Here is a 26,971-nt window from a genome sequence, read left to right as displayed (position 1 = left end):
AACCAACGCCTCGTACAGCTGAGGAAAGAGCACAACCTCTCTCAAAGCGAGTTAGCCAAGAAAATCGGGATTCATGCCAACGTCGTCGGCAGGTACGAACGTGGAGAGGCTAAGCCCTCCATCGAGCAGGTTCTAAAGATCGCGGATGTCTTCGATGTCTCAATGGACTACCTAACCGGTAAGGTTGACGAAGCTATCGAACCCAAACTGATGCAGCAAATGATCTCTCTGCAGCAACTTCCGCAGAAGGAAAAAGAGCACATCTTGTTCACGCTAGAGGCACTGGTTCGGGATACGATAACGAGATTAAGTTATGCGTCTTAACTCTCTAAATTATTAATAGTAGCTTAATTAATGTCTCTCAGGAGGCACTGAGTAAGCTTCATCATCGTAAGAACTATGCCATAAAGAGTCAGGAAGGAAAAGTTTTGAGAAATCGACAACTTCATCTGGTAAATCTAAAATATCATAAAATATCCACGTTACTCGTTTCATTTGTTGGCTTTCCGACCAATACTCACCCGTTAAAATAAAATGATCTACATGAGGATGATTTAGCTGGTAAGGGTTGTGCCTAGTAGAATCAGAAAACATCACTTCTTTCAATTTGACCATTCTTTCCTTAGCCTCTAGTTTATCTATTTGGTTAAATCTAGTCACCTGTTCAGCACTTGACCCAGAAGTTGAAAATTCATAAGCCCTGTCCAAAATATCTATACTAACACCTTTGCAAGCAACTCTCCCCGGAATCTTGTGATAGCCACATATTTTTCCGACCTCTCGGGGAGAATTATTGAGTGGATAATTCCTACTGAAATAATAGTAATCCATCAACTCTAAAGACAAATCACTATTTGATTTGATAGGGCTTTCATCCTCCTTGTTTTTATAACAAGATGAAAAGACCACCATACAGAGGCAAAAAGTTACAATAATCTTAATTTCTGACATCATCGTCTAGTATTACGCTTCTAAGCCAAGATAAATGTTGCCCATAGTTTGATGGTGCCATGACCCCTCTCGTTTTACTTCCATACCAAATTTTCCTATTAGAGTAAAGTGTATAGCCTGTAGGGCTGGCTACTATATTGGGATATGGCAGTTCTAAACCGAGGTGATTATCAAAATCAACACTAGAACTAGGTTGCCTAAGTCCCCAAAAGAATTCACTTCCAGGATTTAAGGCGGAACTAGGGTGGGTATGGCCCAAACCGATAAGTGTATTTCCTTCAGGAGTCAAACCTCTTAGAACACTCTCTGACTTCAACTCAACCTTTCTCTGTGTTCTTATCCTACTTCCCTTTTCAGATATGTCCACCGCTCGCAACTCTTTAGAACCAGTACCAGTAACTAGTAAAAAAAATCTTTCTAAATTTTCACTTTCAGAATTAGCAAAAATAGTAGACATATCTTGTTTGGTGTTATGACCAACAAAAAAAGACGATAGAACACGCGCTAATGATCCAGCAAGGTTCATATCAGATCCGACACCAGAACCGTTTAAAAGATTTAGAGCAGTGGTTCCCAAGTAATGCTCCTGATTAATATGAGAATCATTAATAGTTCTTTGTAGTTCTCCTGCCAAATTGTACACTCTGGTAGTGTCTCCCAGCGGATCAATATTCGAAATAGGGTTGTTAAGCATTCCATTGTAGGGAGAAGCCCAAGTAAATGCCTCAGCCTTTGGGTCAACCTGCAACCATCTCCCGATAGCAGGATCATAACTACGGAATACTGCCAAATCCAGCCCTAACTCTTCACTATGTTCGATCCCATTATACCGATACCGCTGCTCCACAGCAGCGCCTTGGTTCCAGCCACCGTCCATTTCCATTCCGAAGGGGTAATAGTGATTTTGTTGGAGGATTTCGTTAGCCGCTACGGTTCCGTCGTTGTTTTGGTCGGAGAATAGGACTCGATTGTTGCCGAGGTGGTCGGTGATATAGTATTGGTAGGTCCATTTCCCAATAAGCGTCCCCGTACAGGGGGTATTATCCGCAGAGAAGGTAGCAGTTTGCGCCACGCTGAAGCCGTCTTCCAGGGAAATAGATTCGCCATTATAGTCAATATCCGCACCATCCAAAATGTTCGCGTCAGATTCTATGGTCTTTCCGTCATACACTTTGGTCCCGCTTATGTTCCCCGTAATATACAAGTCATCACAGACCAGTTCCTGGACGATGCGTCCATCGGCATGATTTACAAAAGCGATCGAGGAAACATCATCAATGGTCAGGTATTGAATAGGGCCAACGTAGTCTCTTCGGGAAACTTCATCCTGCTTATCGTCTTTCTTTGTTTCCCGCACTTTAGTGCCGTCGGCCAAATAGGTGTTTACTATTTGAGCAGTACTTGCAAACTCAAAAAGAAAGGGCAGGTCTAGGTAATTGTAGGTAATGGTGAGATCCTTTGAGGGGTCATAGGTCATATTACCTTGGGTATCATACATGTAGTCGTTAGTAGTAAGTGCGTTAAATCCGTTCTCTCGGTCAGATTGCGGGGCAGTATCATCAACTCTTTGCAACCGGTTAGAATTATTGCCATTCCCAACATAAACAAAGTCAAGGTTATCGATCTGTCCAAATACCGGTAACGGGCCACCTGCGTCCGCGTAAAGTCCTGATCTAATGATGGAACCAATATTCCCTCTTTCATCATAACTGTAGCTGGTGGAATATTGACCGCTACTATTGTTCTGGATATCTTTATAGGCGGCACCAGTCAATCGGTTCAATCCATCGTAACTGTAGTCATAACTAAAGTATGTCCCCCCCATTACTTTGGCAATGGAACTTGAGATATTTCCGTTTCGCTGAGCGGTTCCGTTAGCCGGCGAATCATACCTTAGCTCCAGGCTAAACAAATCATTACCTGTGCTCATGGTAGGGTCATTAATCTTACTCAGAAAGCCGTTTGGCAAATAAGTATAGTTTACTTCCTGCAAAAAGCCGCTGCCAGCTTCACCAATTTTCCTGATGCTCATTTGGTCTTTGGCGGTATAGTACATTTCACCAGTTTTAGTTCTTGGGTTTTGCACCCCATCGACTGTCAACTGATGAAAATTTGCTTTAGGTCTACCTGAATGATCAACTAGCGTTTCTGATACAGAAACCAAGCTGATGTCCGTTCCTGTTTTTGCGTGCTGGTAAATGGTTTTGGTGATATTGTCCGCTTCATCGTAGGTAAAGTCCGTAATTTCACTACCTGCTGTCAGATTGAAATAGGAGTTACCGGTGGAATTTACTAATCGCCCATTTTCAGGATCATAGGTGTTGATCGTAGTGATCCAATCTCCCAAACCTTCACTGGAGGCCGTTCCAGTAAGAACTCTCACTTTTGCTTCGGTGATTTTATTGATTGATGTTCCTGTCGTTCCGTAAGTATTCCGAATTAATTCGTTACCGGGTTCAATCGTAAAGTTACTGGATAGAGCATCATCTACGAATCCTTGTACGATTAACTGTCCATAATCATCATAAACCGAGCCTACAAAATCAAAAGGGGTGGGAACAGAAGCATTAGACATGGCTACCGGAAGATCCCGATCATCATAGACATAGGTAAATTCCCCTTGATCGGGCATTTTTTTCTCTAATACATTATCGGCGCCATCGTACAGATAAGAGTAGATTAGACCTGGGGTACTGTTACTGGCACCAGGAGGGAATACTTTTTGCACCCTTCCTTTAAGATCATAGGAGGTGTAAGTATCCGTTAGAATGGTAGTTCCATCAACATCGATTTGTCGGGTCAGTATTTTTCGACCAAGTTTATCAGCAAAAACCTGGGTTATTCTACCGTCGGAGTCTTTGATCTCTTGTTTGATCAATGAATTTTCGGGATACATGAAGCCCGTTGCGGGATCAGTAACACTATTAGTCTCATTGGTGCCGTAGGCGGTTTCGATGGGGTGCCAGGAGGGGGCCGTCACCTTAAAAGTCCGACTCAAAGGGTCGCTGTAATATTCCGTCTCTGTATAATCAGGAAAATTCACTTCATTTATAGGAAAATAATTACCATCATTCAATTCATCAGTTATTTCTACCGGGTCGAATGATTTCCAGACACGACCAATAGCGTCGTACTTCATTGCGGTTGCAACATCCAGATTATTATCTGAATATCCTTGCTTGACAGTTTGTATTCCGCGGCCTAACCCATCAAAATATTGGTAGGTCGTCAGATTCACTAAAGTACTTCCATCTGATGGCGTAAAGACGGTAGTGTTTTTTTGATAATTTTGAGGACGATTAGGATCTTGTCCTTGATAAGAATAATCAACCGTGGAGATGACTTTACCGTTACGGGCAGATGACCGATTAAACCGCATCAATTCATCGTACTGATAGGTAACAAATTGGCCGTCTATGTTAGTTATTTTTTTAACTAAACTTGTTCCGTCTTCATATTCATACCCCCAAACTAAAGTTGGAGAAGATGGATTATTGGGAATGTACCGTTTTTCCTGAATCAATCCATTAGTTGACCAATCAAACTCCTCAAATCCCCAACCACCATCTCTCTGATATCTGGTTGGCCATCCATTAAGGTACTCGTATATTTTTGCCTGTCTTTCCCAGTTACCCGCAAAAGACCCCATACTTTGGGCGGTTAATTCTTCTCGCCAGAACTCTGAAGGGTAAGGAATTGTATTAAATAAACTCCATCTTGTCTCATTAGCGTCTACCTTTTGACCGTCTGCAAATTTTTCTGTTCTAATGGGAGTCAAAATATTTAGTTCTTCCATCTCTCTATAAACAAGATCATCATAATCTTCAGGATAGAATAATTTGGTTGTATATAAATCCCCATCACTGTTGATAATGGACTGCTCAGTCTTGTACCTATACCCATCATCAGATTCATATTTATGTTCTTGAACGATGGTTACGCCATCTGTCGTCGTCGTCTCTCTAGTTAATTCAGCGAAACCAAAGTCAATGTTGTAAAAGTACCTTAGCCTGAGTTTACATTGATCTGGACCTCCGTTAACACCTCCACAATTTTCAACTATCGGCATGTAAAAAAGAGAGTATGCCTTATTAGGTTGCACTTCAATTTCCACATTGTATTCATATTCTGATTCAGAAATAATATTATTTAGATTAGCCCCCCCCTCTGAATATGCTGTTTTCTTTAATAAAAGTCCCCTAAAGAAGTCGTACCTTGAAGGCGCTCGTGGAAACCCATAACTTTGTTGCTGAGGTGGGGAGTTCATAAATTCATAGTGCGTTTCTCCCACACCATTCTGACTTTCCTGTACATGTGTATAAGTAATATGATACCCACTATTATCTGCTAACTGTGTCACTGAGTGATCCTTATAGTAATGAAAATCCCATATTGAATTATTCGTAATATCAAGGCTACTGACATCATTAGGGTCAGGGTTTGAAATAGAGTAAAAGTAAATGGGATTAGCTGCCAACAGGCCACTGGAATATCCACTTTCATTCAAATAGGTAAACTCTTTTTTGATCTCGACATTGGCTACGGGATCGTATAAAATTACTTCCTTAGTTCTAAGCCCACCCACATTGTAGTTTTCAGGCGTTGTTGTTGTAACTTGACTAAATAAGCTAAACTCACTACCTGAGTTATAGGTTTCAAATTCGAAAGTATAGCTTTCTCCCAATACGAAATCAAAAAGGTCATTTAAATCATAATTATGTTCAAAGGGTAATTCGTGAAATCTATTTTGAAAATCTTCCGGAGTTGACCCGATTATATCTCCAGCAGCATTACGGACTTTAATGCTTGTATAGATGTTATAACCACAAATAGGGTTTCCCTGATCAAAAATAGGGCGCTCTACCTTTATTCTGTATTTATTCGCATCAAGAATTCCCTGAGTAATAGTAATTAGCTTGCTATCAAAATTACGGCCACAACAATTAGCACCATCAAGCTGAGTAGTTCTACAATCATTATCTTTAAGGGTATGAGGAATTGAAGTAGATACATTTTCAATCGTCTTGAGTACTGAATTCGCTTCCAAAACATACTCGCGGTATCCTCCTGTAGGGAAAGTATGTCTCTTCAAAGAACCGATGAGCATAGCTTCTTCATTCGTCTCTCTGTCAGCAGTGCAATAGCTGCTATAAGGACCAAATGGAACGGATGGTGGGCATAGTATCCCCAGATTATCATTTCCATTAGCTCCATTATGAAACCCCCAGTGATCTATTCGCTTACTTAAACGATTAGGCATCTTAAAAAGAGGATGGTCATTATAGGTAAATTGATGTTTTGGAATACTCAATGACATATCATTACATGCCCTTTCCTCAAGACTTAATAATTTCAACCTTGTTCTAGTACCTGAAAGACTTGAGCTAGGGTTAGCTGTTCCGAAATAATCATATTCAAATATAAATTCCTTACAATATTCACCTTGTGAACCAGTAGACACTACAATTTCCCCCAAAGAAAAGGGGTCTTGAATCTGAGCGCCAATATCTGTTCTTCTTGCACCTGGGATAAAGTCAATAGTAGTATTACTTGATTCAATACGGGTCAATCGTACTCCATCTACCTCCATTCTATAGTGTCCACTATTTAGTGGGTCATCATAACTTGGTGGAATCAATCCACTACTTGTCGCATTTGGCCTTTGCCCCCATGACAAAGAAGCTCCAGCAGGTACATAATAATCATATAGCTCACTTACATAATTAAAAGATATCTTACTCACGTCATCATAAGAACTCACTTCAATCAAATTCCAGGAACTAAAATTGTAGTTGGTTTGATCAATAGACCTATTATTCGTTATAGTTCCGACAGTAAAATTAACTCCGGGCAAATCAGGTTGACTGCCAAAAATATATTTTGTACCATTCGGAGTTATAACCGTAAAACCTGATAATCTTTTTACCGTAGATGTGCTCCAATGTGGGATAATTTTAATATCCTGTTGTTCTACCATCACAACTTCATTTGGCGAACTACCATCGAAAAAAAATTTCCCGGAATAAGGCCCGGCAGAAAAAGTGAATATGTCCGGCTCAGAATCAATTGATAAATTATTTCTTGCTCCAACTGAATTCAATTCATTAAAATCAGCTCCATCAAGAACACTAGCTACATCAATATAGCCTCTATTCTCAATATCATCCTCGACACCACGTACTATTCGGCTTATAATGCCTCCATAATTAAGGTTCCAGCCTAATCCAACCCAACTAGCTGTTTCTGCAACACGAATCCCAGAGTTGTTATAATTGAGACTAATTGGCAGTGAAACTTTACCTTCTGTTAGCGTGTAAATGGGAACGCTTGATGATGAAGCCCCGGTATAATGTCCAATTGGAATATCAACATTTTTAGCAAATGCAGCTGCTTCAGGCGAAGGAACCATAGTTCCTTCAATATGATTATTATCATTACCTTGAGCAAAAGTTGCACCACCAACAATGAGCCCTAAAATGAAAAGAACTATTCTTACAGTAAGGTTTTTCATAGTGTTTTTTTTACAATATATCCTAATCCATGATTTAATAAAGTTGTATATAATCGCGGAAAAAAATATAAAACAGCCATTAGCATGGTTGCATTTGCAACTACTTATTAATAACATATAGACTTATAACAATTATGGTCAACTCACAATGCCACCTCCAAAGGTGACATCAATGCACTACCACCACTACAATCTGTTTCTCAAGAGTCTTGTTAGCAGCATCAAACACCTCCACGATGTAATTTCCTGCGGGCAATACAGAAGTATTGATTCGCTTACTACCAATATCATAGGGAATTTCTTGTACTAGCTTTCCGTCTGCAGAGAATAAACGGGCACCGAACCCAGTATCGTTAGCGCTCTGGATCGTGAAGACCTCATTAGCCGGGTTGGGGAAGAACTGGATGTCGGTAGGTTTTTCCTCCTCAATGATTGGCTTCGAACCTGTGTCTGCGCAACCAGCACAATTGGCTAGCTTTGACAAAACGTCACGATATTCTTTCATTTCAGCACGCAGTTCATCCACTTCTGACTCCAGGGCCTCATAATTGAACGTTTGGTCTTCAATAATTTCCTGCTGATCTTTCACCGCCTGTGTGAGGATAGCAATAAGGTCAAGGTAGCGAATGGCTTTTAAGGTTTCGGCTTCGTATTTTTTGGTTGGTGCTAGTTCCTCTTCGGATTTCTCCTCCTGTTCAATAACGCTGCCCTCTTCATCCAACTGAGTACCTTTCTCGTCTTCAAGGTAGACTGTAGGGTGATTGATGTCAGATACAATAGACGGCAACACTGACTCGACTTCTTGCGCCATAAAGCCATAATACATTTGGTCAGGATTATACCCAAACCTATTCCCTTTCTTAAATTTGTAGGTTTGCGGCTTAAGATCACGTAATATTGCAATGGCATCCGTAACGTCAGCAGTATTGGTCTTTAAACTAGCATCAGAGGTTAACGTAAAGTCGCCATTTATGTGCATTTTACCGGTAAAATATCCGGCGTAATTGTTATCGCCTTGGATGTCGCTATAGACACCATACATTTTCGCATTTCCAGTACTGTTAACATTCACAACAGAGTAAAACCCATATATGGCTTCGTTACCATTATTATTCTTGTTAAGAATTGAATTTGTAAATCCAATTGATCTTGACCTATTTGTGATAGACATCTTATTGTAAATCCCATAACTGGTTGCCGAAGAATTTGCGTTTGCAAAATCGTCACGTAATTCATTAAATATGCCGAACCTTGCACCGGTCCCTTTTGACACAGTCAAATTATACAAGCCTATCCGGGTTGCGGATGTGTATTGGTTGGAGGTGATCCTTAGGGCATTGTACTCTCTTGAGTTCAACAAATACATTCTGTAGTTAGCGTGAGCATTAGCACCTACCCCTACATTTCCAGCATACCTAACATTTAGCTGAGCTACAATTTCAGTGGAAGACATGATTATTAGGCACACAAGTGCACAGAGGTTAATTAGGTATTTCATCTTAGGGTGTTTAAAAGATAATATGATTTCGACATCACAATTATAGGGCAAAACCTGAGAAAAAAAAATTGTGGAAAATTTCTTAAAAAAACGCCCCCCTTCATCTAATTGAAGAGAGGCGTTTTCTCATCGTACTGAAGCATCAGCACGGGCGATTTATCAAGTAAATGATTTAGTAACCAGGATTTTGCGACAGGTTCCGGTTGGCGTTAAGCTGTGGCTGTGGAATCGGGAAGATTTCAGCTGTAGCATTGGATCCTGTTTTAGCGAACCAGGGAGAAGTAAACTGGCCGAAACGAATCAGATCCTGTCGACGGGTACCTTCGTAGAAGAACTCACGACCGCGCTCGGCAAGGAATTCGTCCATGCTCATGCTATCATCTACGTCATCGAGTCCCGCACGGTTACGCACCATGTTAACGAACATAGAGAAACCACCCTGGTTTTGGCGCATCATGGCTTCTGCCTTATTCATCAATACTTCGGAATAACGAATGACGGGGAAGTCGTTAGTAATCGTATTAGGGGAACCGATGGCATAGCCATACTTGAATACGCGGGCACCTGCCTGACGGAATGCGTTTGGCTCAAGCGCGTTCACTTCGGGGGTAAACACAAGCTCTACACCACCGGGGTCATCAGCAGAACCGTCCACGATGGGTGTTACGCCATCAACGGCAAACTGTGGGCCAGCTAGGAAGTTACCCCGAGTCTGCTGGTCTCCGGAGACCCCCTTCCGAAGATCATCGTCGTCGTAGCTTTCGTAAAACTCCTGCAGGGTACAGTAACCATTCCAGGGCTGATCTACCAGGTTAAAGGTAGCCTGACTGGAATAGTGGAGCGTCATTTGTGGGATATTAAAACCACCAGCAACAGCGGGTGCATCATAAGGAATGACCCAGATGTTCTCCGCAGTTCCCTGCAGACCATTATCGTTATTGGGGTCAAAGTTCTCGAAGTAGCTATCCGTAAGGCTGTAAGCGTTCGCATTGATTACCTCATCAGCAGCTGCAGCTGCGTCCGCCCAGCGGGCCGTTCCGGTCATTACCTCTGCGTTGAGCAGGAAGCGGCTGGCCAAAGCACGGTTGGCGTAGAAATTGATCCGGCCGTAAGTATCCCCTCCGGTAGCACGAGATAAATCTGAAGCAACGGCGTCCAGTTCTGAAATTACGAAGTTAAAGATATCAGCCCGTGGAGTAGCGGCAGGTTCTGTATCGGAAGGATCACTTTCTTCGGTAATCAGTGGCACGTCTCCGAAAGAGTCCGTCAACTGGTAATAGAAGTAGGCACGCAACGTACGTAATTCAGCCAGGAATACGGCCTTGTCCGCTTCTGGCAAACTAGACTGGTTGATGGCATCGATTACAATGTTTGCCTTCAGCGCACCCTGGTATAGGAAAGACCATGCATTGTTGTACTGAGGATCTTGCGGATCAAAGGTTTGGCGATGGGTTCTCAGCCAGATACCACCGTCGAACCAGTCAGAACCACGCTGTGGGATCATGATTTCATCGGAAGACACCTCCTGAATGGACATATAGCTCCCGTGATTCATCATCGGGTACAGGTTGGTGTACACATTGAGGTAAGACGAGATAATATCAGCCTCTGAACCGGGAAAGTTCGCTGGGGTGAGGTCACCGAAGACCTCCGGTTCCAGGTCCGTACAGGACTGGAAGGGTAAAAATAGTGCTACCGCAAGGACGGCACCAACTACCCGCATTTTATTGAAAAAACGCATATTGAAATTAGTTTGAAGTTGAGAGGCTGGTCGGTCATCCGCAGGCCGACCAGCCTCTGAGTTTTAATTGATAGTTTACGGATATTAAAAGCCTACACTCGCGCCAAAGGTGACGGTACGCGTACGGAAGAAAGTAGTCCGGCGGTCAATACCCGGAGCCAGGGCGTTCCCGCCGTCCGTGTAGCGTACGTTAGGATCTACACCTGAGTAACCTGTGATGTAAAACAGGTTCTGACCGGCAACGTACAGACGCAGGTTCCGGAAACCGGAATTGCCCCCCAGGTCAAAGGTGTACCCGAGGTTAGCGTTGTCCAGCGCCAGGAAGCTGGCATCTTCCACAAAGTTACTGTTGAGAATCGGAGCGGAAATGATGTTTTCGTTGAGGTTCGTCGTGATGATGTTGTCAATCGGACGCGCAACAGCGTTACCGAATTGCCCGTAGAAGTTCTGGGGCATGTTCACCAGGTCATGACCGAAGTCACCGCGCAGGAAGAAACTGAAGTCCCAGCTATCACCAAACGTAAAGGAGTTAGCAAAACCAATGCTGAAATCCGGCAAGCCATTACCAACCAAAACCCGATCAGCGTTATTAGGATCACGACCTTCAATGGCGTTACCCTCTGCGTCAAGAAATACATACTCACCACTTGCGTCAGTAGCTTCATCATCAGTTATGAGGGTGTACAAACCTCCAAATTCTTCACCAATCGCGATTGTCGTTACGGGGAAACCATTTTGACCAGGTGCGCCGGGAACAGTAGAGGTTAAGTCAACCGAACCTCCATCACCAAAGTTAAAGTCAGCTACCTCATCCGTTTGCTCTAATCGGGTATTGTAAGTACTGAAAACCAGATTAGGGTTCCAGGTGAAATTACTCCCCTCTACGTTGTAACCAAGGCTCAGTTCTACACCAGTATTGATCAGATCAACGTTATTCAGGTTGGCCTGTACGTTACGAAACAGGAACGGAGGGGTAGGTACTTCAGCGTTAAAGAGAAGGTCCCCCGTATTCCGGATATAGAAGTCAAGCGTACCGGTAAGCTTATAGTCCATAAAGGCAAAATCAATACCTGTGTTAAACTCACCCTTCTTCTCAAATCGTAGATTCGGGTTAGGGTTAGAGGTTGGACCAATAGTAGCGACGTAAGACTCTCCAAAAGGAAAGAAGAGACCTGGAGCTGGGGCAAAGGTTGCCAGGTAGTCATAGCTACCGGGAGGCAAACTACCGGTGATACCATAACCGATACGGAACTTCAGCTGATCAGGACCGGCCAGGTCAAGGGCGTCAACGAGGTCAGCACTGGCAGAAAGCGCGGGGAAGATATCCCAACGGTTCTCTGGTCCATTCTGACTCGTACCATCTCGGCGAATGGAAGCCGTAATATTATAGGCCGAACCTATGCTCAGACGAGCGCGGCCGAAAAAGCCGATAATGCGGTTTGCAAACTGGCTACTGTTGATTCCCAAAGGAGCCTCTGTTGAATTTTGGAACGCACTGAGGTTATTAAAACCAAATGCATCGGTAGGTGTTCCACGGCCACCAGCACCAAAACTCTGGAAGTTGTACTCCTGCCAGGAATAGCCCGCTAATAACTGCAGGTCATTTCCTCCGAGATCTAGGTTGTAAGTACCCGTTACCTCAAAAAGTTCGTTACGATTGTCATTAGCGAAGCGGTTGCCCGAGCCAGCAAAGGCAGGGTTTCCATTTGCACCACCAGCACTAAGTTCAGTCCGAGAAGCGTAGGTGCCCCCCGTAGTATTTTCACGAGTGCGTGAGTAAGAAGCCTGAATGGTAAAATCATCCGTTACGTCAAAAGCGGCACGGGCAGAATAAAGAAAGTCAGCACGTTGCTGAGTGTTAGTGAATTGATCTCCAATTGATACTGGATTAACATAATCAAAGTTATCTACCTGAAAATAACCACCATACACCGCATTTGACTTATCAGCAATTTCCTGTGGCACAGAGAAACCAGCGTCGTTAGCAAAAACGGGAGCGGTCGGGTTGTAGGTAGTGGCAAACTTGTAAATGTTACCATTGAAAAACTCAGCAGTTCTGTCGGTAGCCGTAACGTCCAGGCTTAATTCCAGGCGATCATTGACGGCCTTTTGAGTAACGCTCAAACGACCATTCAATTGCTGAAAACCATCGCTTCTATAGCCAATACCTTTAATATCACGGTAGTTAACGGATGCACGGTAGGTTGTTCCATTAGCTCCACCAGAATAGCTGAGGTTGTGAACGTGGCTGATGCCCGTACGCGTCACTTCATCAACCCAGTCCGTTTCGCCTCCATAATCATTAGCAGCCTGAACTTCTGCACCGGTAGGTAGGTCAGCAATATCAGGGCGAAGCGTGCGGTTAAGATCCGCAGCAGCACCAATAATACGCAGGTACTCATCACGTCCGGCCAGCTCGGGCTGGGCGGCGATAGACTGGGCGGATACGTAACCCCGGTAATCAACCTGGCCACCTCCTTCCGTACCACGTTTGGTGGTTACGATGATTACCCCGGCGGAAGCCTGGATACCGTAAATGGCTGCGGCAGAACCGTCCTTTAGTACATTGATAGACTCAATGTCAGAAGGGTCTACCGTACGCAGGTCAGCACCAGTGACACCATCAATGATGATAAGCGGCTGGGTGTTACCCCCAAAACTGGAAAGACCACGCAGGCGGATATCCGTTCCGCCGTTAACGTCGCCACCTGCTTTAGAGATGCTCAAACCAGCAACCTTACCCTGAATCAGCTGGGTAGGATCGTTGATATCGCCAACGTTGAAGTCTTTAGCCTCAACGGTGGTGACTGCAGAAGTAACCTCTTTTTGGGTTACCGTACCATAACCGACAACAACAACCTCGTCCAGCAACTCACCTGAAGCAAGTTGAATGTCGAGTGTGGACTGTCCGGTAAGGGCAATAGTTTGGGTAGCGTAGCCCGTGTAAGAAATGGTGAGAGATTCGGCGTTAGCGGGAACGTTCACGGTGTATTTACCGTCAAAGTCCGTCACCGTACCGGTGGAAGTACCCGTTACAAGGATACTGGCCCCGATGAGAGGGTCGCCGTTGTCTGCGTCCGTAATTGTTCCGGACACCGTGGATTGTGCCATAAGGGCACCGGTGAACAGAGCAAACATTAGAAACAGGCAACCACGTGTGAAATGGTTGGAGAAAAGCTTCATACTACTACTTGAAGTGAATAAAAATGATGTATATGTATAGCGGTTGCTTTGCTCCGGGGAGCAGGCCAATCGCGCGTATTAACGAGTTGAGAAAAATCGATAGGATGCCCTTCTGTAGGTACATCAATTAATGGGGGATTTTTTGAATGATCGAGATGCCGCTTTAAGGTCGGCATTGCATGAACGGATAAAAACAATCGTATGCAAAGGTGTGAAAAACAGTAGCTAACAACAAAAAAAACGTGTCATTATTCCAGTTTTTTTTAATTGTCAGGGCAACCGTCATGGCTACTTTGCAACATGGCGTCTAACATTTCTTTAACGTAATGGTTCATAAAACGCTGCCCTGCATTTTCTCATTATCTTGTGGCGATGTCGTTAAAAGACTTTCATCAGTTATCTCTACCTTCTGCGCTGACCGCCCGACTCAGTGTACTGGTCATATTGGCGGCGCTGACGCTGGTGCCAGGCTGGGTTAAGGGGCAAAGACTGGACCTGAAACGGCTGGGAAAAGGTAAAACTATTCAACTCCCCTTTGAGTTGGTCAATGACTTCATTGTCATTAATGTCTTGCTGGACAATGTGATGCCCTTACGCTTCATCGTAGACACCGGCGCTGAGAACACCGTTTTGCTGGAAAAGGAAATTAGTGACCTGCTGCAGGTTAACTACCAGCGGACTTTCAATATCCGGGGGGCTGATGTGAACGCGGAACTGACCGCCTATCTGGCCACAGGGGTTGATCTTCGGCTGGCCGACGCGCTGTTGGCGCGGAACCGTTCCATGCTCGTACTCGAAGAGAATTATTTCAACTTCCAGCGCATCATCGGCAGTAACATTCAGGGAATTCTCGGGGCAGACTTCCTCATGCGCTTCGTCGTTGAGATCGATTACCGTAAAGGATATATCACCCTTCATGAGCCCCGCTCCTACAAACCGGGGCCTCGCCACGTTGAAGTCCCTGCTGGTTTTATCCGCAACCGGGCTTACCTCAACCTCCCGATTGCCGTTAGTGCCAATGAGGTTTCTCCCAGAAAACTACTCCTGGATTCCGGAGCGGGTCTGACCCTGCTCATCCATACTTTCGGGGATTCCACCTCCACAGCCACGGACCTCCCGGCCCTGACCGTCCCCACTTACATCGGTAATGGCCTCGGTGGAAGCCTGGAAGGGAGCGTCGGCCGCTCCCGGGCCGTCCGCCTCGCTGGGCGTGAGCTTAACGGCGTAGTGACCTATTTCCAGCCACTGGACACTGCAGGCATGGCCTTCCTCAACGATCGGGAAGGGATCGTCGGCAATCGAATTCTCAAGCGATTCAACGTTGTCATTGATTATATCCGGAACAAGGTCTATTTCAAACCCGAAGGCGGCTACTGGAAACGACGCTTTCGCTTTGACCGCTCGGGTATGTCCATTATTGCCGGCGGGCAGAACCTGCGCACTTACAACGTAGCCAACATTGTGCCCGGTAGCCCCGCCGATGAAGCCGGCATCCGGGTTGGCGACAGAATTGTAGCGATGAATGGCACCTCGGTCAGTTTCATCGGCCTCGGAACCCTCATTCGTAAACTGGAGGGTAAGGTGGGCAAGAAAATTAAAATCCGCTACGAACGGGATGGGAAGTACAACATTGTTGAATTCAGGCTGCGGTCTTTGATTTGAGTGTGTCGTTTTGCTCTTTCCCTTTGTACCTGCACATTCGGCAGACTCAGTGACCACGGTTCCCCGCTCATTTCCCGCTTACCCTTTATGGAATTTTGCCAACTAAACGTCCTTAGGGCGTAACGCAATGGAATTGTAATGCATTAAAAGCTGAAGTAGGTAAGTAAGCACTCGTGCTTAAATTTCTGTAAAGGAGTCGCTGACTACGGTTAGCGACTCTTATTTTTTGAAAAAAGTGATGATTGCACCAACGACGGAAAAAAGGTACGCGTCTTAACGAGCAAATCCACCTGCCAATGTCCCCGATTAAAACTCTTTTTTCCCTGTCCCTGGTTCTGCTTTTTATCACCTCTTGTGACCCAGACCCCATTGCTCCACAGCCCAGCCCGCAGCCGGTGGATCCCGACCGGGTTAGCTTTCAGAATCCCGTTGTCGGGCAATTCAATACGTTCGATGTGCTTTCCTTTGAGTGTGGTCAGGAAGTCCCCGCTCCCTCCAGTGATCTAACGCTAACCATCACGGCGGTAACGGACGAAGAGATCGAATTCTCCGAGCAATCTTCCGGCCTTACTGATCCCTATGTGTACACCGCAGAGCGTGTGCCTGGTAACCTGCTCATCAGCGCCGAGGAACGGGCGGGCAGCCGACTCTTCTATTTTTATGGTTCTGACAGCATTCGCCTCGACGCCCAGCCGGTAGCCGAATTAAACTATCAGGATTGCGTCTTCTTCAACGGCAACGAAAAGTTTACGGGAGATTACGTCGCCTCCATTCCCTCCTTTGAACTAGATGGGCGTACGCTCAGCAATCTGAAGTCCGTTAGCTGCGTACCCGTTATTCTGGATCTGGACGGCTACCTCTTATACGACAGCAATAGCTTGCATGCTTCCATTACTACCTCCGGCTCTGAGTTCGGCGGAGTAGAGTCGTGGTTCACGACGATTTATTTGCTGCAGGAAAGCGGTGGGGAGTAGAATGAGAGAATGATTGAATGAGAGAATGATTGAATGGGAGAATGATTGAATGGGAGAATGATTGAATGAGAGAATAAACCCACTCTGCAGCCCCCCCTCGTCGCGAAGCGACTTAGTCTGCGCGCGGAGACAGCGTCGACCGGGAAATACCGTCACACAACGGCTAAAATCTGTGCCTTACCGCGAAGCAGCCACGAAGTGAATCCGTGATAATCTGTGGTTAAAAAAGTCGCGAAGCGACCAGAAATCTGTGGTTAAAGCCCTACAAAGCCCAATCCGGCACCACCCCCAAACTAAAGCCCCAGATCAAGGGCAACAGGAAGTAACAAGCTAACGACACAATGATGATCGAGATCACGTTCATCCGAAAGCCTGCCCGGACCATATCCGGGATCGTCAGATAGCCGGAGCCGAAGACCACCGCATTGGGCGGAGTGGCCACGGGCAGCATGAAAGCACAGGTAGCCGCCAGGGTGGCTGGCACCATCAAAGCATACGGGTGTACCTCCAGGGGAATGGCCGCCGCGGCCAGAACCGGCATCAGCATGGAGGTGGTGGCGACGTTGGAGGTTACCTCCGTCAAAAAATTCACTACGGCCACCACGACCAATACCACCAGTAACAGACCGACTCCTTCGGGCATACTTAGATTGCCCGCAATGTACTCCGCCAGGCCGCTGGCCCCGAAGCCGTCCGCGAGGGCGAAGCCCCCGCCCAGGAGCAGCACTACGCCCCAGGGGAGTTTAACGGCCTCCTCCCAACTCAATAACGACTCCCCTTTTTCTTTACCGGGTATCAGGAATAACAAGGTAGCAGCGATCATGGCGATGACCGTATCGTTGATACCGGGAATCAGGGGCGCCAGGACCGATTTGCGAAAAATCCAGGCCAGTGCCGTAGCGACAAACAAGGCCAGAACCTTAAATTCTTCGGTGGTCATCGGCCCCTGCTCGTCCTGCAGGCGGCGGATTTCGGCGCGGCCACCAGAAAAGCCGGTTGCTTTAAACGTGAAAGCCACCCGGGTCAGGTACCACCAACAGATGAATAGCAGCAGCACCGAGACGGGCAGCCCGATCTTTATCCAGTCGATGAACCCGATCTCAATACCAAAGACGGTCTCTACCTGCCCGGCCAGCACCATATTTACCGGCGTCCCGATCAGACTGGCCATGCCGCCGATGGAGGCCGAGTAGGCAATGGAAAGCATCAGTGCTTTGCCGAAGGTGGCGTTTTCGTCTTCTTCGGTGGCAGGGTCATCCTTAAGTTGTTTAGCGATGGCCATGGCGATGGGTAACATCATCACGGAAGTAGCGGTGTTCGAGATCCACATAGACAACAGGGCAGTAGCAATCATCGCCCCCAGGATAATCATGCGCAGATTAGACCCGATGAAATAGATCGTCGCCAGCGCAATGCGCCGGTGCAGGTTCCATCGCTCAAAGGCCATAGCCAGCATAAAGCCGCCCAAAAACAGAAAAACAAGATAGTTGCCGTAGGACCGCGTTGCTTCGGCTGCCGGTAAGACGCCGGTCAGGGGAAAAAGAATCATCGGCAACATCGCCGTTACGGCGATGGGGATAGCCTCCGTAATCCACCAGGCCGCCATCCAGGCCGTTGTAGCCAGCACCGCCGTGGCTGCGGGTGGCGCACCCTCCGGCCGAAAAAACAGCATGACCAGCAGGAAAAGCAGGGGGCCGAGAACAAAACCGATGCGTTTGGCAGTCATTGAAGAGAGAATGAAGGAATGGGCAAATGAGTGAATGTTACGGAGCGGCGACTTCTTGTCCGGTGTGAATATACATCCCTCAACTCATCCCGGTCAATCTGCGGTTAGTCTTCTAAGTTGCCTCCTCTGTCTCCCTTCCTCTTCTGTGGGAGATAATTCCTCGCGGGGCCCATTGAGTACAGCCGGATGTACAGCGGCCTAAAAATCTGTGCCATAATCTGTGCTAATCCGTGAAAATCCGTGGTCAACAAGCTGCGCAGCAGCCACTCTGTGAACCTCTGTGATTACCTCCCCGTACCTCCGTGGTTAAATCTTTAAGCTACGCAGCAGCCCCACTACCATCCCCTCCAGCTCCAACGCAGTATCTCCCATCGAGCGTTCTATTGTCATTCCGGGTTGGTCCATCAGGGCAGCGATTTGATGGACATCAGGCATCCGGGAAGCAGCTTGATCGAGCGTACATCGCCCGGCTACGGCAAGCACCTTTGCACCTGCGTGCTGCGCCCGCCCGGCCACACCACTCACCACTTTACCGTGGGGTGTTTGATCGTCAATACAACCTTCGCCGGTAATGACGAGGTCAGCGCCAATCAGCCATTTCTCCAGACCGGTTACTTCCATCATGCGGTCGATACCGGACTGAATGTCACCCCCCAAAAAGGCGCGAATGCCTGCGCCTAAACCGCCTGCGGCGCCAGAACCCGGTACAAGTACAGATGTACCCGAAAATTGCGCCAACACCCCGGAAAACCGTTCCATATGCTCTTCCAAAACAGGCAGATCCGTCAGCTTTGCCCCCTTTTGCGAAGCGTACACCATCGTCGCGCCCCGATCTCCCAACAAGGGATTATCTACGTCACAAACCGCCGTAAAGCGAGCATCCTTTACCGCCGGCATCACCTCAGCATCATCAATGCGCAGCACGTAGCCCAGCGAATCCCCCGTAGGCACGAAGTCTTCCGGCCGGTTCCCGAAAAAACGATACCCAAGAGCGGCCGCCATCCCGGCGCCACAGTCATTGGTCGCGCTTCCTCCCAGAAAAAGGCTGATGTCCCGGGCACCCCGGGCCAGCGCATCTTCAATCAGCATCCCTACGCCAATGGTGGTGGTCCGTCCCGGATCTCTCCGGTGAGGGGGCAGATGTTGTAGCCCACAGGCACGGGCCACTTCAATAAAGGCCTTCCCCTCCCCCATTAAATATTCCGCCATTACCTTTTTTCGCAGCGGGCCCGTTACTTCCAGCCGGTAAGTCTGCAGCGGCAGAATTTGTTGTAACAACTCCAGGGAGCCCTCTCCCCCGTCGGCCATGGGCTGCTCAATAATGGTCGCTTCCGGGAATACCCGTCTGGCACCGCGGCCAATGGCCGCGGCCACCTCCCGGGCGGTAAGACTACCTTTGAATTTATCGGGGGCGATGAGGATGCGCATTTTTAGTAGTATGGTAGTAGTGATAGTAATGGTGGTATGGTAGTAGGCAACCCTGTGACGTGCGGCAGCTACTATCAATCGACCATACTACCACTACTATCAAACTATAGTTCTCTCACCCAAATATTCCGGTAAGCCACCTTGTTGGAATGGTCCTGCAGCATGATGCTCCCCGTTTCCGGATGCGCCGTGTATTTGTGCAGGCCGATGTAGGCAGTCGTCCCTTTGATTTCCCAGTGGTTTTGCACCAAAACGCCATTGTGAAAAACGGTGACGTAAGCCGGGCGAATCAACATCCCGTCTGCGTTGAAAACCGGCGAGCTGAAAATGATATCGTAGCTGTTCCAGTCTCCCATCACGGAGGTGGCGTTGACCAGTGGAGGACTTTCCTTATAAATGGAGGCAGCCTGTCCGTTGGTGTAAGTATCGCTGCCGTTGCTTTCCAGCACCTGTACTTCGTAGCGTTCGTGGAAGAAAACGCCGCTGTTTCCCCGTTGCTGCCCTTTTTTGTCGGGCTCATTGGGGCTGCGCCATTCCACGTGTAGTTGTACGTCGCCGAAGGTGCGGCGGGTCTTGATGGTACCGCTGCCGGGCTTCACCACTAAGGCATCGCCTTCCTTGGTCCAGTCAGTGGCAGCGCCCGTTTTGGCGTTCACCCATTCGGCGGCATCAGCCCCCTTACCAAGCAGTACGATCGCATCAGATGGTGGAGGCAGCAGCACCGGAGAAGACTGAACTTTCGGAGGCACCGGCTCATAAAATTCCGTCGCTTTCGGGTCCGTTATCTGGGCGCGGACGCAGGTGCAAAGGAGGGTTAAAATAAGCAGGGGGAGTAAGCGTTGTTGCATGATTTCTTTTGTTTGCAACAAGGTAGTAAAAATCTGTTTTTGGGAAGCATCACTGCCGGAACGCTCGAAGGTCGCTCCGCGACGCTTCGAGGTCCCTTACTCAGAGCTGAAGCGTCCCGGAAGAACCTTTGAGCGTCGGTGTTGGCTTTCAATAACGAAAAAAGCACAAAACCCATCAAGATTCCCTCCTTTATGGAAAGTCTCTTGGTGAACTTTGTGCCTTTGTGTACCTGTGTGTAAAATGCGTCGCGCAGCGGCGAAGCAATAACTACTACACCATCAGGCGAATCGGATCTTCCAAACAAGCCTTCACGTCGTTGAGGAAAGCCGCCGCAGAAGCGCCGTCTACCACCCGGTGATCGGAGCTCAGGGTAACCTTCATCACTTTGCCGGGAACAACGGCGCCGTCACGAACGACCGCCTTGTCCTGAATACCGCCGATGGCCATGATGGCAGCATCTGGTGGATTGATGATGGCCGTAAACTCTTCCACACCGAACATCCCCAGATTAGAGATCGTGAAGGTGTTTCCGCTCATTTCATCGGGGCTGAGTTTTTTGTTCTTCGCCCGGCCAGCCAGTTCTTTGACTTCCATGTTGATCTGGCTAAGGCTCTTCATGTTAGCGTAGCGAACTACGGGAACGAGCAGTCCGTCCGGGATAGCAACCGCCACTCCGATGTTTACGTCGTGGTTGGTACGAATCTTATCGCCCATCCAGCTGGAGTTGATAACGGGGTGCTTAGGTAGATTAATGGCACAGGCTTTTACCACCAGGTCGTTGAAGCTGATCTTCACTGGAGCCACCTCATTGAGTTTCTTGCGGAATTCCCACACCTTATCCATCGCGATCTCAACGGTCACGTAGAAGTGGGGCGCCGTAAACTTAGACTCACCCAAACGGCGGGCAATCACCTTGCGCATCTGGCTGACGGGCGCTTCCTCGAAGTTATCCCCACCTGCATTAAAGGCAAAGACCGGTACGTTAGGAGCAGGAGCGGCGGCCGGGGCAGCAGCTGCCGGAGCAGCGGCAGGAGCCGGAGCTGGCTTGGCTGCAGGAGCAGCTTTAGCCTGTTCAACATCTGCTTTCACGATACGTCCGTTCTCTCCGGAGCCGGTTACCGTAGAAAGATCAATACCGGCTTCTTTAGCCATCGCTTTAGCAAGAGGGCTGGCTTTAATCCGGTCATCAGAAGCGACAGCCGGTGCGGCCGGTGCGGGAGCAGGAGCAGCAGCGGGCGCTGGCGCGGGTGCAGGGGCCTCCTCCTTGGCAGCGGGGGCTTCTGCGGGCGCAGCAGCTGCGCCATCGCCGGCGGCGGCAATCGCCGCTTTCCAGTCTTCGCCTTCTTCTCCGATAACGGCAATAACACCATCAATCGGCACAGCACCTTCCTTCACGGCAATGTGAAGCAACACACCTTCGAAATAGGAATCAAGCTCCATCGTCGCCTTATCCGTCTCTACCTCGGCGAGTGTCTGACCAGGCTCCACGGAGTCCCCTTCAGCTACCAGCCAATCAACGATATTTCCTTCTTCCATCGTGTCGCTCATGCGCGGCATCCGAATCACCTCAGCCATAATAAATTCTTTCTTGGTTAGCGGTCGTATAGTCCGCTTGGGTCGTGTGAAATATGAGCGGGCAAATTTGCCGCTTATTTGTGGGAATTACAAACCTTAGTTTAATATCTTACACTAAGTACCAAAAAGGGCGGGTTTTGTTCTCTAAAAGCACCGCTAATCAGAGTGGAAGTCTCCGTTTCAGGACACCTTGCTTCTATTTGCCTCCCCCCTGCACCTGCGGCACCCGCTAAACCTTCCGAAGTAGCCGCACCAAATCCACGCCCAAAGTCGCCTCGCTTCCTTACCCGGCTCGACTCATAGCGCCTTCACCAATCTTTATTCTTAACTTCCCCCAACCATTTATTCCCACACCCACTAACCAAATCAACATGATGAAGTATTTGTTCGGCTGTATTTGCAGCCTGCTCCTGCTGTTACCATCTGGCCTTGGCGCTCAGGGGAGCGACGAGAAACGACCACCGGTAACCAGGACATTTTTCCTTAACAACGCCTACGTGGTCCAGTCTCCCGGCAAGGTGATTGACCTGGGCAGTGTCCTGATTCGCGACGGACTCATCCAGGCCGTAGGAAAAGACCTGAAGGCCCCGGCTGATGCCAAAGTGATGAAAGCCGACTCCATGTACATCTACGCTGGCTTTATTGACGGGCTGTCCAATCTCGGCGTACCCAAGCCAAAAGAAGACGACAGGAGCAATCGTGGCCGCGGCCAACGGGAGTATAACCCCTCATATGAACGCGCCGGCATTCAAACCGAACGCAGTGTTGTCGATATGCTTTCGCCCGAAGACAAAGCCCTCTCCGAAATGCGGGCTATCGGCTTTACGGCTGCTCACGTAGTACCCCGGGGCGGCATGCTTCCCGGCCAGGGAGCGGTGATCCTGTTGGGCGGTGACGACGCGGGCAAAATGATCGTCAGCGAAGGAAGTTCCCTCTTCGCCCAATTTCAGGGAGCTTCGGGTGTCTATCCTAATACAGACATGGCCATCATGTCGAAGTTCCGCGAACTCTACACCCAGGCCCGCCAGCACAAAACCCACAGCGAGAGCTACGCTAAGAATGCCCGGGGCATGAGCCGCCCCGCCCAAAATGATGTCTTGGCAGCCTTTGGAGAAAGTATTGACGGGCAGCGTGCCATTTTCTTCGCCGTAGACGGCATCAAGGAAATGCACCGTGCCCTGACCCTGAGCAAAGAACTCGGCTTCCCACTCGCCCTTGCTGAAGTAACGATGGGGCAGAAAGCCATCGCTCCTCTGAAAGCTTCAGGAGCCAGCATCTTCCTGACCCTCGACCTGCCCAAAGCCAAGGCGGAAGCCAAGAAGGGAGAAAAAGAGGAAACCGACGAGGAAAAAATGATGCTGGAAAAGCAGCGGGCCGCCGCTCAGCAACTGCACGAAGAGCAAGCAGCCATGCTAAGTAAGTCAGGGCTAGCCTTCGGTTTTTCGACCCTCAACGCCAAAGCAAAAGATATACGCCCTAACCTGGAACGTATGATTAAGGCCGGACTCACGGAAGACCAGGCGCTGGCCGCACTTACCACTACTCCGGCACAAATGCTCGGCTTGTCCGACATCATGGGCACCGTGGAAAAGGGTAAGATTGCCAACCTCGTCGTTACTGACCAGCCCTACTTTGCCAAAGGTGCTAACATCCGCTACGTCTTTGTAGACGGAATGCCCTCCGAGTATGAGGTAAAGAAGAAAAAGAAGAAAAAACCAGGGGATCCGGACGCCAAAGTAATGGCCGCTGGTGAGTGGAACCTCGAAATCGACGTCCCGATGGAGCAGATGGCCACCCCTACCCTGACGATCACCGATGAGGACGGAAGTCTGAGTGGTAAACTCGTTAGTGGCATGGGCACCAACGACATCAGTAACATGAGCCTTGAAGGAGACAATCTTACCTTCAGCTATACCACTGAAGGTGGCGGACAAACCGTCACGGTATCCTTTGACCTAACCATCGATGGCGACAGCCTCGAAGGCAGTATGTCCGCCGGCAGTTTCGGTTCCTTCGACGTAGAAGGAAGTCGGGAACCCAAAAAATAGGACGCAAAACCAGTCTCCCCCCACCCTGCAACTTGCAACCTGCACCCTGAAACTTGCACCCTGCAACCTGCAACTATCAAAACCTCCCCCGGCCTGATGGCCAGGAACCAAATATATAAATCAATGTACAAGCATAGCCTGATGCTGTTTTTACTACTGGCCGTGAGCGCGCTCTCTGCCCAGGTAGAAAAAGGCAGCATCCACATAAAAAACGGAACCGTACTGACGGTTACCAATGGCATTCTGGAGAATGCTGATGTCGTGATTGAAGATGGCATCATCACCCGCATCGGTAAAAACCTGAAGACCCCTTCCGGGGCGAAGACGGTGGATGCTACCGGACAGTTCGTGATGCCGGGCATCATCGACGCTCACTCTCACATCGCACTCGATGCGGTGAACGAGGCCACCCACCCGATTACCGCTGAGGTACGGACGGGCGACGTGCTCGACCCCCTCGACGTCGGAATCTACCGGGCTCTTGCCGGCGGAGTAACCGCCACGCACGCCATGCACGGCTCAGCCAACGCCATTGGTGGTCAGTGTGAGACGATCAAACTACGTTACGGCACCTTTAACCCGAACGACCTGAAGATGGAAGGCGCTCCGCGTACCATTAAGTTCGCTCTGGGAGAAAACCCCATGCGGGTTCACGGTGAAGGTGGCGGGCTGATGTCCCGCACCCGGATGGGCATCGAGCATGTCTTCCGTCGTGGCTTCTCCGAAGCACAGCAATACCTGGCGGCGCAGGAGGCTTACAATAAAAACAAAGCCTCCGACCCATCTGCCGTGCCTCCCATGTATGACCGCCGCCTGGAAGCCCTGGGCGACATCCTGAAAGGAGACATCATCATTCATTGTCACTCCTACCGGGCCGATGAAATCCTGATGCTGATGAACGTCTGTAAGGACTTCGGCATCAAAAGACTCGTTTTCCAGCACGTTAATGAAGGCTTTAAAGTTGCTCCCGAGCTGGCAGAATTCGGCGCTGGCGCGTCCGTTTTTGCGGACTGGTGGGCCTACAAGTTCGAGGTATACTACTCTACAGCCTACAATGCTGCCATCCTGACGAAGAACGGTGTGGTTACGTCCATCAACTCGGATTCCGGCGACTACATCCGGCACCTCTTCCACCAGGCCGGTAAGACCCAGCGCTATGGCAAGTTGACCGATAATGAAGCCCTGCGCCTCATTACCCTTAACCCCGCCATTCAGCTTGGTATTGATGACCGGGTGGGATCACTGGAGAAAGGAAAAGATGGAGACGTCGCCATCTTCAACGCTCATCCATTATCTGTCTACGCTATTCCACAAATGACCATCGTTGACGGCATTGTCCGCTTCGACATTAAAGAAGACGGTAATGATCAACGTCTGGCTCCCGACCCCGAGAAGGTTGACATGATGATGCTTAACTATGACGAAGACCACCGCTGCATGGAAGGCACCGGTGAAGCCCTATTCCACAACCACTAAAACCAGCACCATGCGTTTAACAATCCAACCATTTATGCTGGTCCTGGTCGTCTTACTGATGACCACCGCCAGCCTCTCCGCCCAGGTAGTGGGCAAAGCCACCAAAGGCAGCTTCCTGCTGAAGAATGCTACCATTGAAACCGTTACTAAAGGCTCCGTAAAGGGAGACTTACTGATCAAAGACGGTAAGATTGCAGATATCGGTTCCGGCCTATCTGCTACCGGTGCCAAGGAAATTGACTGTACCGGTAAATTTGTTTACCCTGGTTTCATCGATGGCGGCACTAACCTCGGCCTGATTGAAGTCAGTTCTGTGTCTCTGACCCAGGACGCCCGCGAAGGCGGCGACATAAAGCCATTTCTGGAAGCGCTTACTGCCGTTAACCCCAGCTCCGTCGCCATTCCGGTAACGCGGGTGAGTGGCGTAACGACCGTGATCGCCATGCCCGAAGGAGGCTTAATTCCCGGAAAGGCAGCTCTCATCAACCTGGTGGGGTACTCCCCGGATGAGATGTACGCCGGCTTCAAGGCCATGCGGATGAACTTCCCCTCATCCGCAGCCCGTGGCCGCCGCGATCGCCGCTCCGAAGAAGACCGGAAGAAAGCTGAGGAAAAGACTTTCAAGGAAATTACGAAGCTGTGGGACGAGACGAAGCTCTTCGCCAAAATCAAGGCTGCAAAAGCTACCGACGCTTCCATCATGCAGGAATACAACCCAACCCTGGAGGGTATGATTCCCGTAGTGGAAGGGAAGCTTCCGCTCTTTATTGAGGTCAACCGGTCTGCCGATATTTTATCTGCCCTGAAGTGGATTAAGAAAACCGGTGTAAAGGCCGTACTGACCGGCGTTTCCGAAGGTTGGCGGGTGGCGGATTCCATCGCTGCAGCGAAGATCCCCGTCATTACCGGCCCGGTGATTGGTATGCCCACCAGGCAGTCTGATCGCTACGACCGGCCCTACGCCAATGCCGGCCTTATGGCTAAAGCCGGCGTTACGGTGGCCATTCGTTCCAACGACACGGAAAATGTACGCGACCTGCCCTTCCACGCCGGCTTCGCAGCCGCCTACGGTATGGGCCGGGAAGAAGCCCTGAAGGCCATTACCATTGTGCCCGCACAGATCATGGGCCTCGAAGATCGCCTTGGCTCCCTGGAGGTTGGCAAAGACGCCAACCTTTTCATCTGTGACGGTGACCCCCTGGAAACCAAAACGCAGATTGAACAGGTCTTCATCAGCGGTTGGGAAATTCCCATGAATAGCCGGCACTCCTTGCTGTATGATGAGTTTTTGGATCGCAGTCCGGGAATCAAAAACTAAGGACTTAGCCAATTTTCCCGCCTGAAACTTT

Annotated in this window: 15 protein-coding genes; 6 read left to right on the top strand and 9 right to left on the bottom strand. The window is 48.8% G+C overall.

Features of this window, described 5'->3' with window-relative positions; genetic code table 11:
• A partial coding sequence (locus BM123_RS19710; protein ID WP_090172110.1) for a helix-turn-helix domain-containing protein occupies positions 1 to 324 on the top strand: 324 nt, incomplete at its 5' end.
• A gap of 27 nt (positions 325 to 351) precedes the next feature.
• Here BM123_RS19710 and BM123_RS19705 read toward each other — a convergent pair.
• From BM123_RS19705 to BM123_RS19685, 5 genes are all read right to left on the bottom strand, one after another.
• Complete coding sequence (locus tag BM123_RS19705) at positions 352 to 954, bottom strand: hypothetical protein (protein WP_090172109.1); 603 nt, start codon at positions 952 to 954, stop codon at positions 352 to 354.
• Positions 938 to 7,462, bottom strand: coding sequence for an RHS repeat domain-containing protein (locus tag BM123_RS19700; protein WP_175489478.1), 6,525 nt, complete (start codon positions 7,460 to 7,462; stop codon positions 938 to 940). The genes BM123_RS19705 and BM123_RS19700 overlap by 17 nt, the downstream gene beginning before the upstream one ends.
• A 169-nt stretch (positions 7,463 to 7,631) precedes the next feature.
• Complete coding sequence (locus BM123_RS19695) at positions 7,632 to 8,915, bottom strand: tail fiber domain-containing protein (protein WP_175489477.1); 1,284 nt, start codon at positions 8,913 to 8,915, stop codon at positions 7,632 to 7,634.
• Positions 8,916 to 9,132: 217 nt separating this feature from the next.
• Positions 9,133 to 10,701, bottom strand: coding sequence for a RagB/SusD family nutrient uptake outer membrane protein (locus BM123_RS19690; RefSeq protein WP_090172103.1), 1,569 nt, complete (start codon positions 10,699 to 10,701; stop codon positions 9,133 to 9,135).
• Positions 10,702 to 10,785: 84 nt separating this feature from the next.
• The gene (locus BM123_RS19685) at positions 10,786 to 13,812 is read right to left on the bottom strand and encodes a SusC/RagA family TonB-linked outer membrane protein (RefSeq protein ID WP_175489476.1); all 3,027 of its coding nucleotides are present in this window, start codon (positions 13,810 to 13,812) and stop codon (positions 10,786 to 10,788) included.
• A gap of 444 nt (positions 13,813 to 14,256) precedes the next feature.
• On the opposite strand from BM123_RS19685, the gene BM123_RS19680 reads away from it, so the two are divergent.
• Positions 14,257 to 15,546 (top strand): aspartyl protease family protein, encoded by a 1,290-nt coding sequence (locus BM123_RS19680; protein WP_090172099.1) that lies wholly within the window; start codon positions 14,257 to 14,259, stop codon positions 15,544 to 15,546.
• Positions 15,547 to 15,842: 296 nt separating this feature from the next.
• The gene (locus BM123_RS19675; protein WP_090172085.1) at positions 15,843 to 16,520 is read left to right on the top strand and encodes a hypothetical protein; all 678 of its coding nucleotides are present in this window, start codon (positions 15,843 to 15,845) and stop codon (positions 16,518 to 16,520) included.
• A gap of 262 nt (positions 16,521 to 16,782) precedes the next feature.
• On the opposite strand, the gene BM123_RS19670 is transcribed toward BM123_RS19675, so the two are convergent.
• The 4 genes from BM123_RS19670 to BM123_RS19655 all read right to left on the bottom strand — a co-directional run bounded on the left by BM123_RS19670 (position 16,783) and on the right by BM123_RS19655 (position 22,098).
• Positions 16,783 to 18,246, bottom strand: coding sequence for an SLC13 family permease (locus BM123_RS19670; RefSeq protein ID WP_175489475.1), 1,464 nt, complete (start codon positions 18,244 to 18,246; stop codon positions 16,783 to 16,785).
• Between the two features lie 306 nt (positions 18,247 to 18,552).
• Positions 18,553 to 19,674 (bottom strand): glycerate kinase, encoded by a 1,122-nt coding sequence (locus BM123_RS19665; protein ID WP_090172083.1) that lies wholly within the window; start codon positions 19,672 to 19,674, stop codon positions 18,553 to 18,555.
• Between the two features lie 104 nt (positions 19,675 to 19,778).
• Positions 19,779 to 20,522: a 3-keto-disaccharide hydrolase gene (locus BM123_RS19660; protein WP_090172117.1), complete on the bottom strand. Its 744-nt coding sequence runs from the start codon at positions 20,520 to 20,522 to the stop codon at positions 19,779 to 19,781.
• 271 nt (positions 20,523 to 20,793) lie between these two features.
• A complete protein-coding gene (locus tag BM123_RS19655; RefSeq protein WP_090172082.1) occupies positions 20,794 to 22,098 on the bottom strand; it encodes a pyruvate dehydrogenase complex dihydrolipoamide acetyltransferase in 1,305 nt (434 codons plus the stop codon).
• A gap of 371 nt (positions 22,099 to 22,469) precedes the next feature.
• Here BM123_RS19655 and BM123_RS19650 point away from each other — a divergent pair, with 371 nt between their 5' ends.
• The 3 genes from BM123_RS19650 to BM123_RS19640 all read left to right on the top strand — a co-directional run bounded on the left by BM123_RS19650 (position 22,470) and on the right by BM123_RS19640 (position 26,940).
• Positions 22,470 to 24,146 (top strand): amidohydrolase family protein, encoded by a 1,677-nt coding sequence (locus tag BM123_RS19650; RefSeq protein ID WP_090172080.1) that lies wholly within the window; start codon positions 22,470 to 22,472, stop codon positions 24,144 to 24,146.
• Between the two features lie 123 nt (positions 24,147 to 24,269).
• Complete coding sequence (locus tag BM123_RS19645) at positions 24,270 to 25,622, top strand: amidohydrolase family protein (protein WP_090172078.1); 1,353 nt, start codon at positions 24,270 to 24,272, stop codon at positions 25,620 to 25,622.
• Positions 25,623 to 25,632: 10 nt separating this feature from the next.
• Entirely contained in the window at positions 25,633 to 26,940 is a 1,308-nt protein-coding gene (locus BM123_RS19640) for an amidohydrolase family protein (protein WP_090172075.1), read from the top strand.
• The last annotated feature ends 31 nt before the right edge of the window (positions 26,941 to 26,971 follow it).

Origin of the sequence: Neolewinella agarilytica, from assembly GCF_900110645.1 — a bacterium.
GTDB lineage: Bacteria > Bacteroidota > Bacteroidia > Chitinophagales > Saprospiraceae > Neolewinella > Neolewinella agarilytica.
Note: the sequence above shows the minus strand (reverse complement) of the source record. Positions and strands in the feature narration are given on the sequence as shown.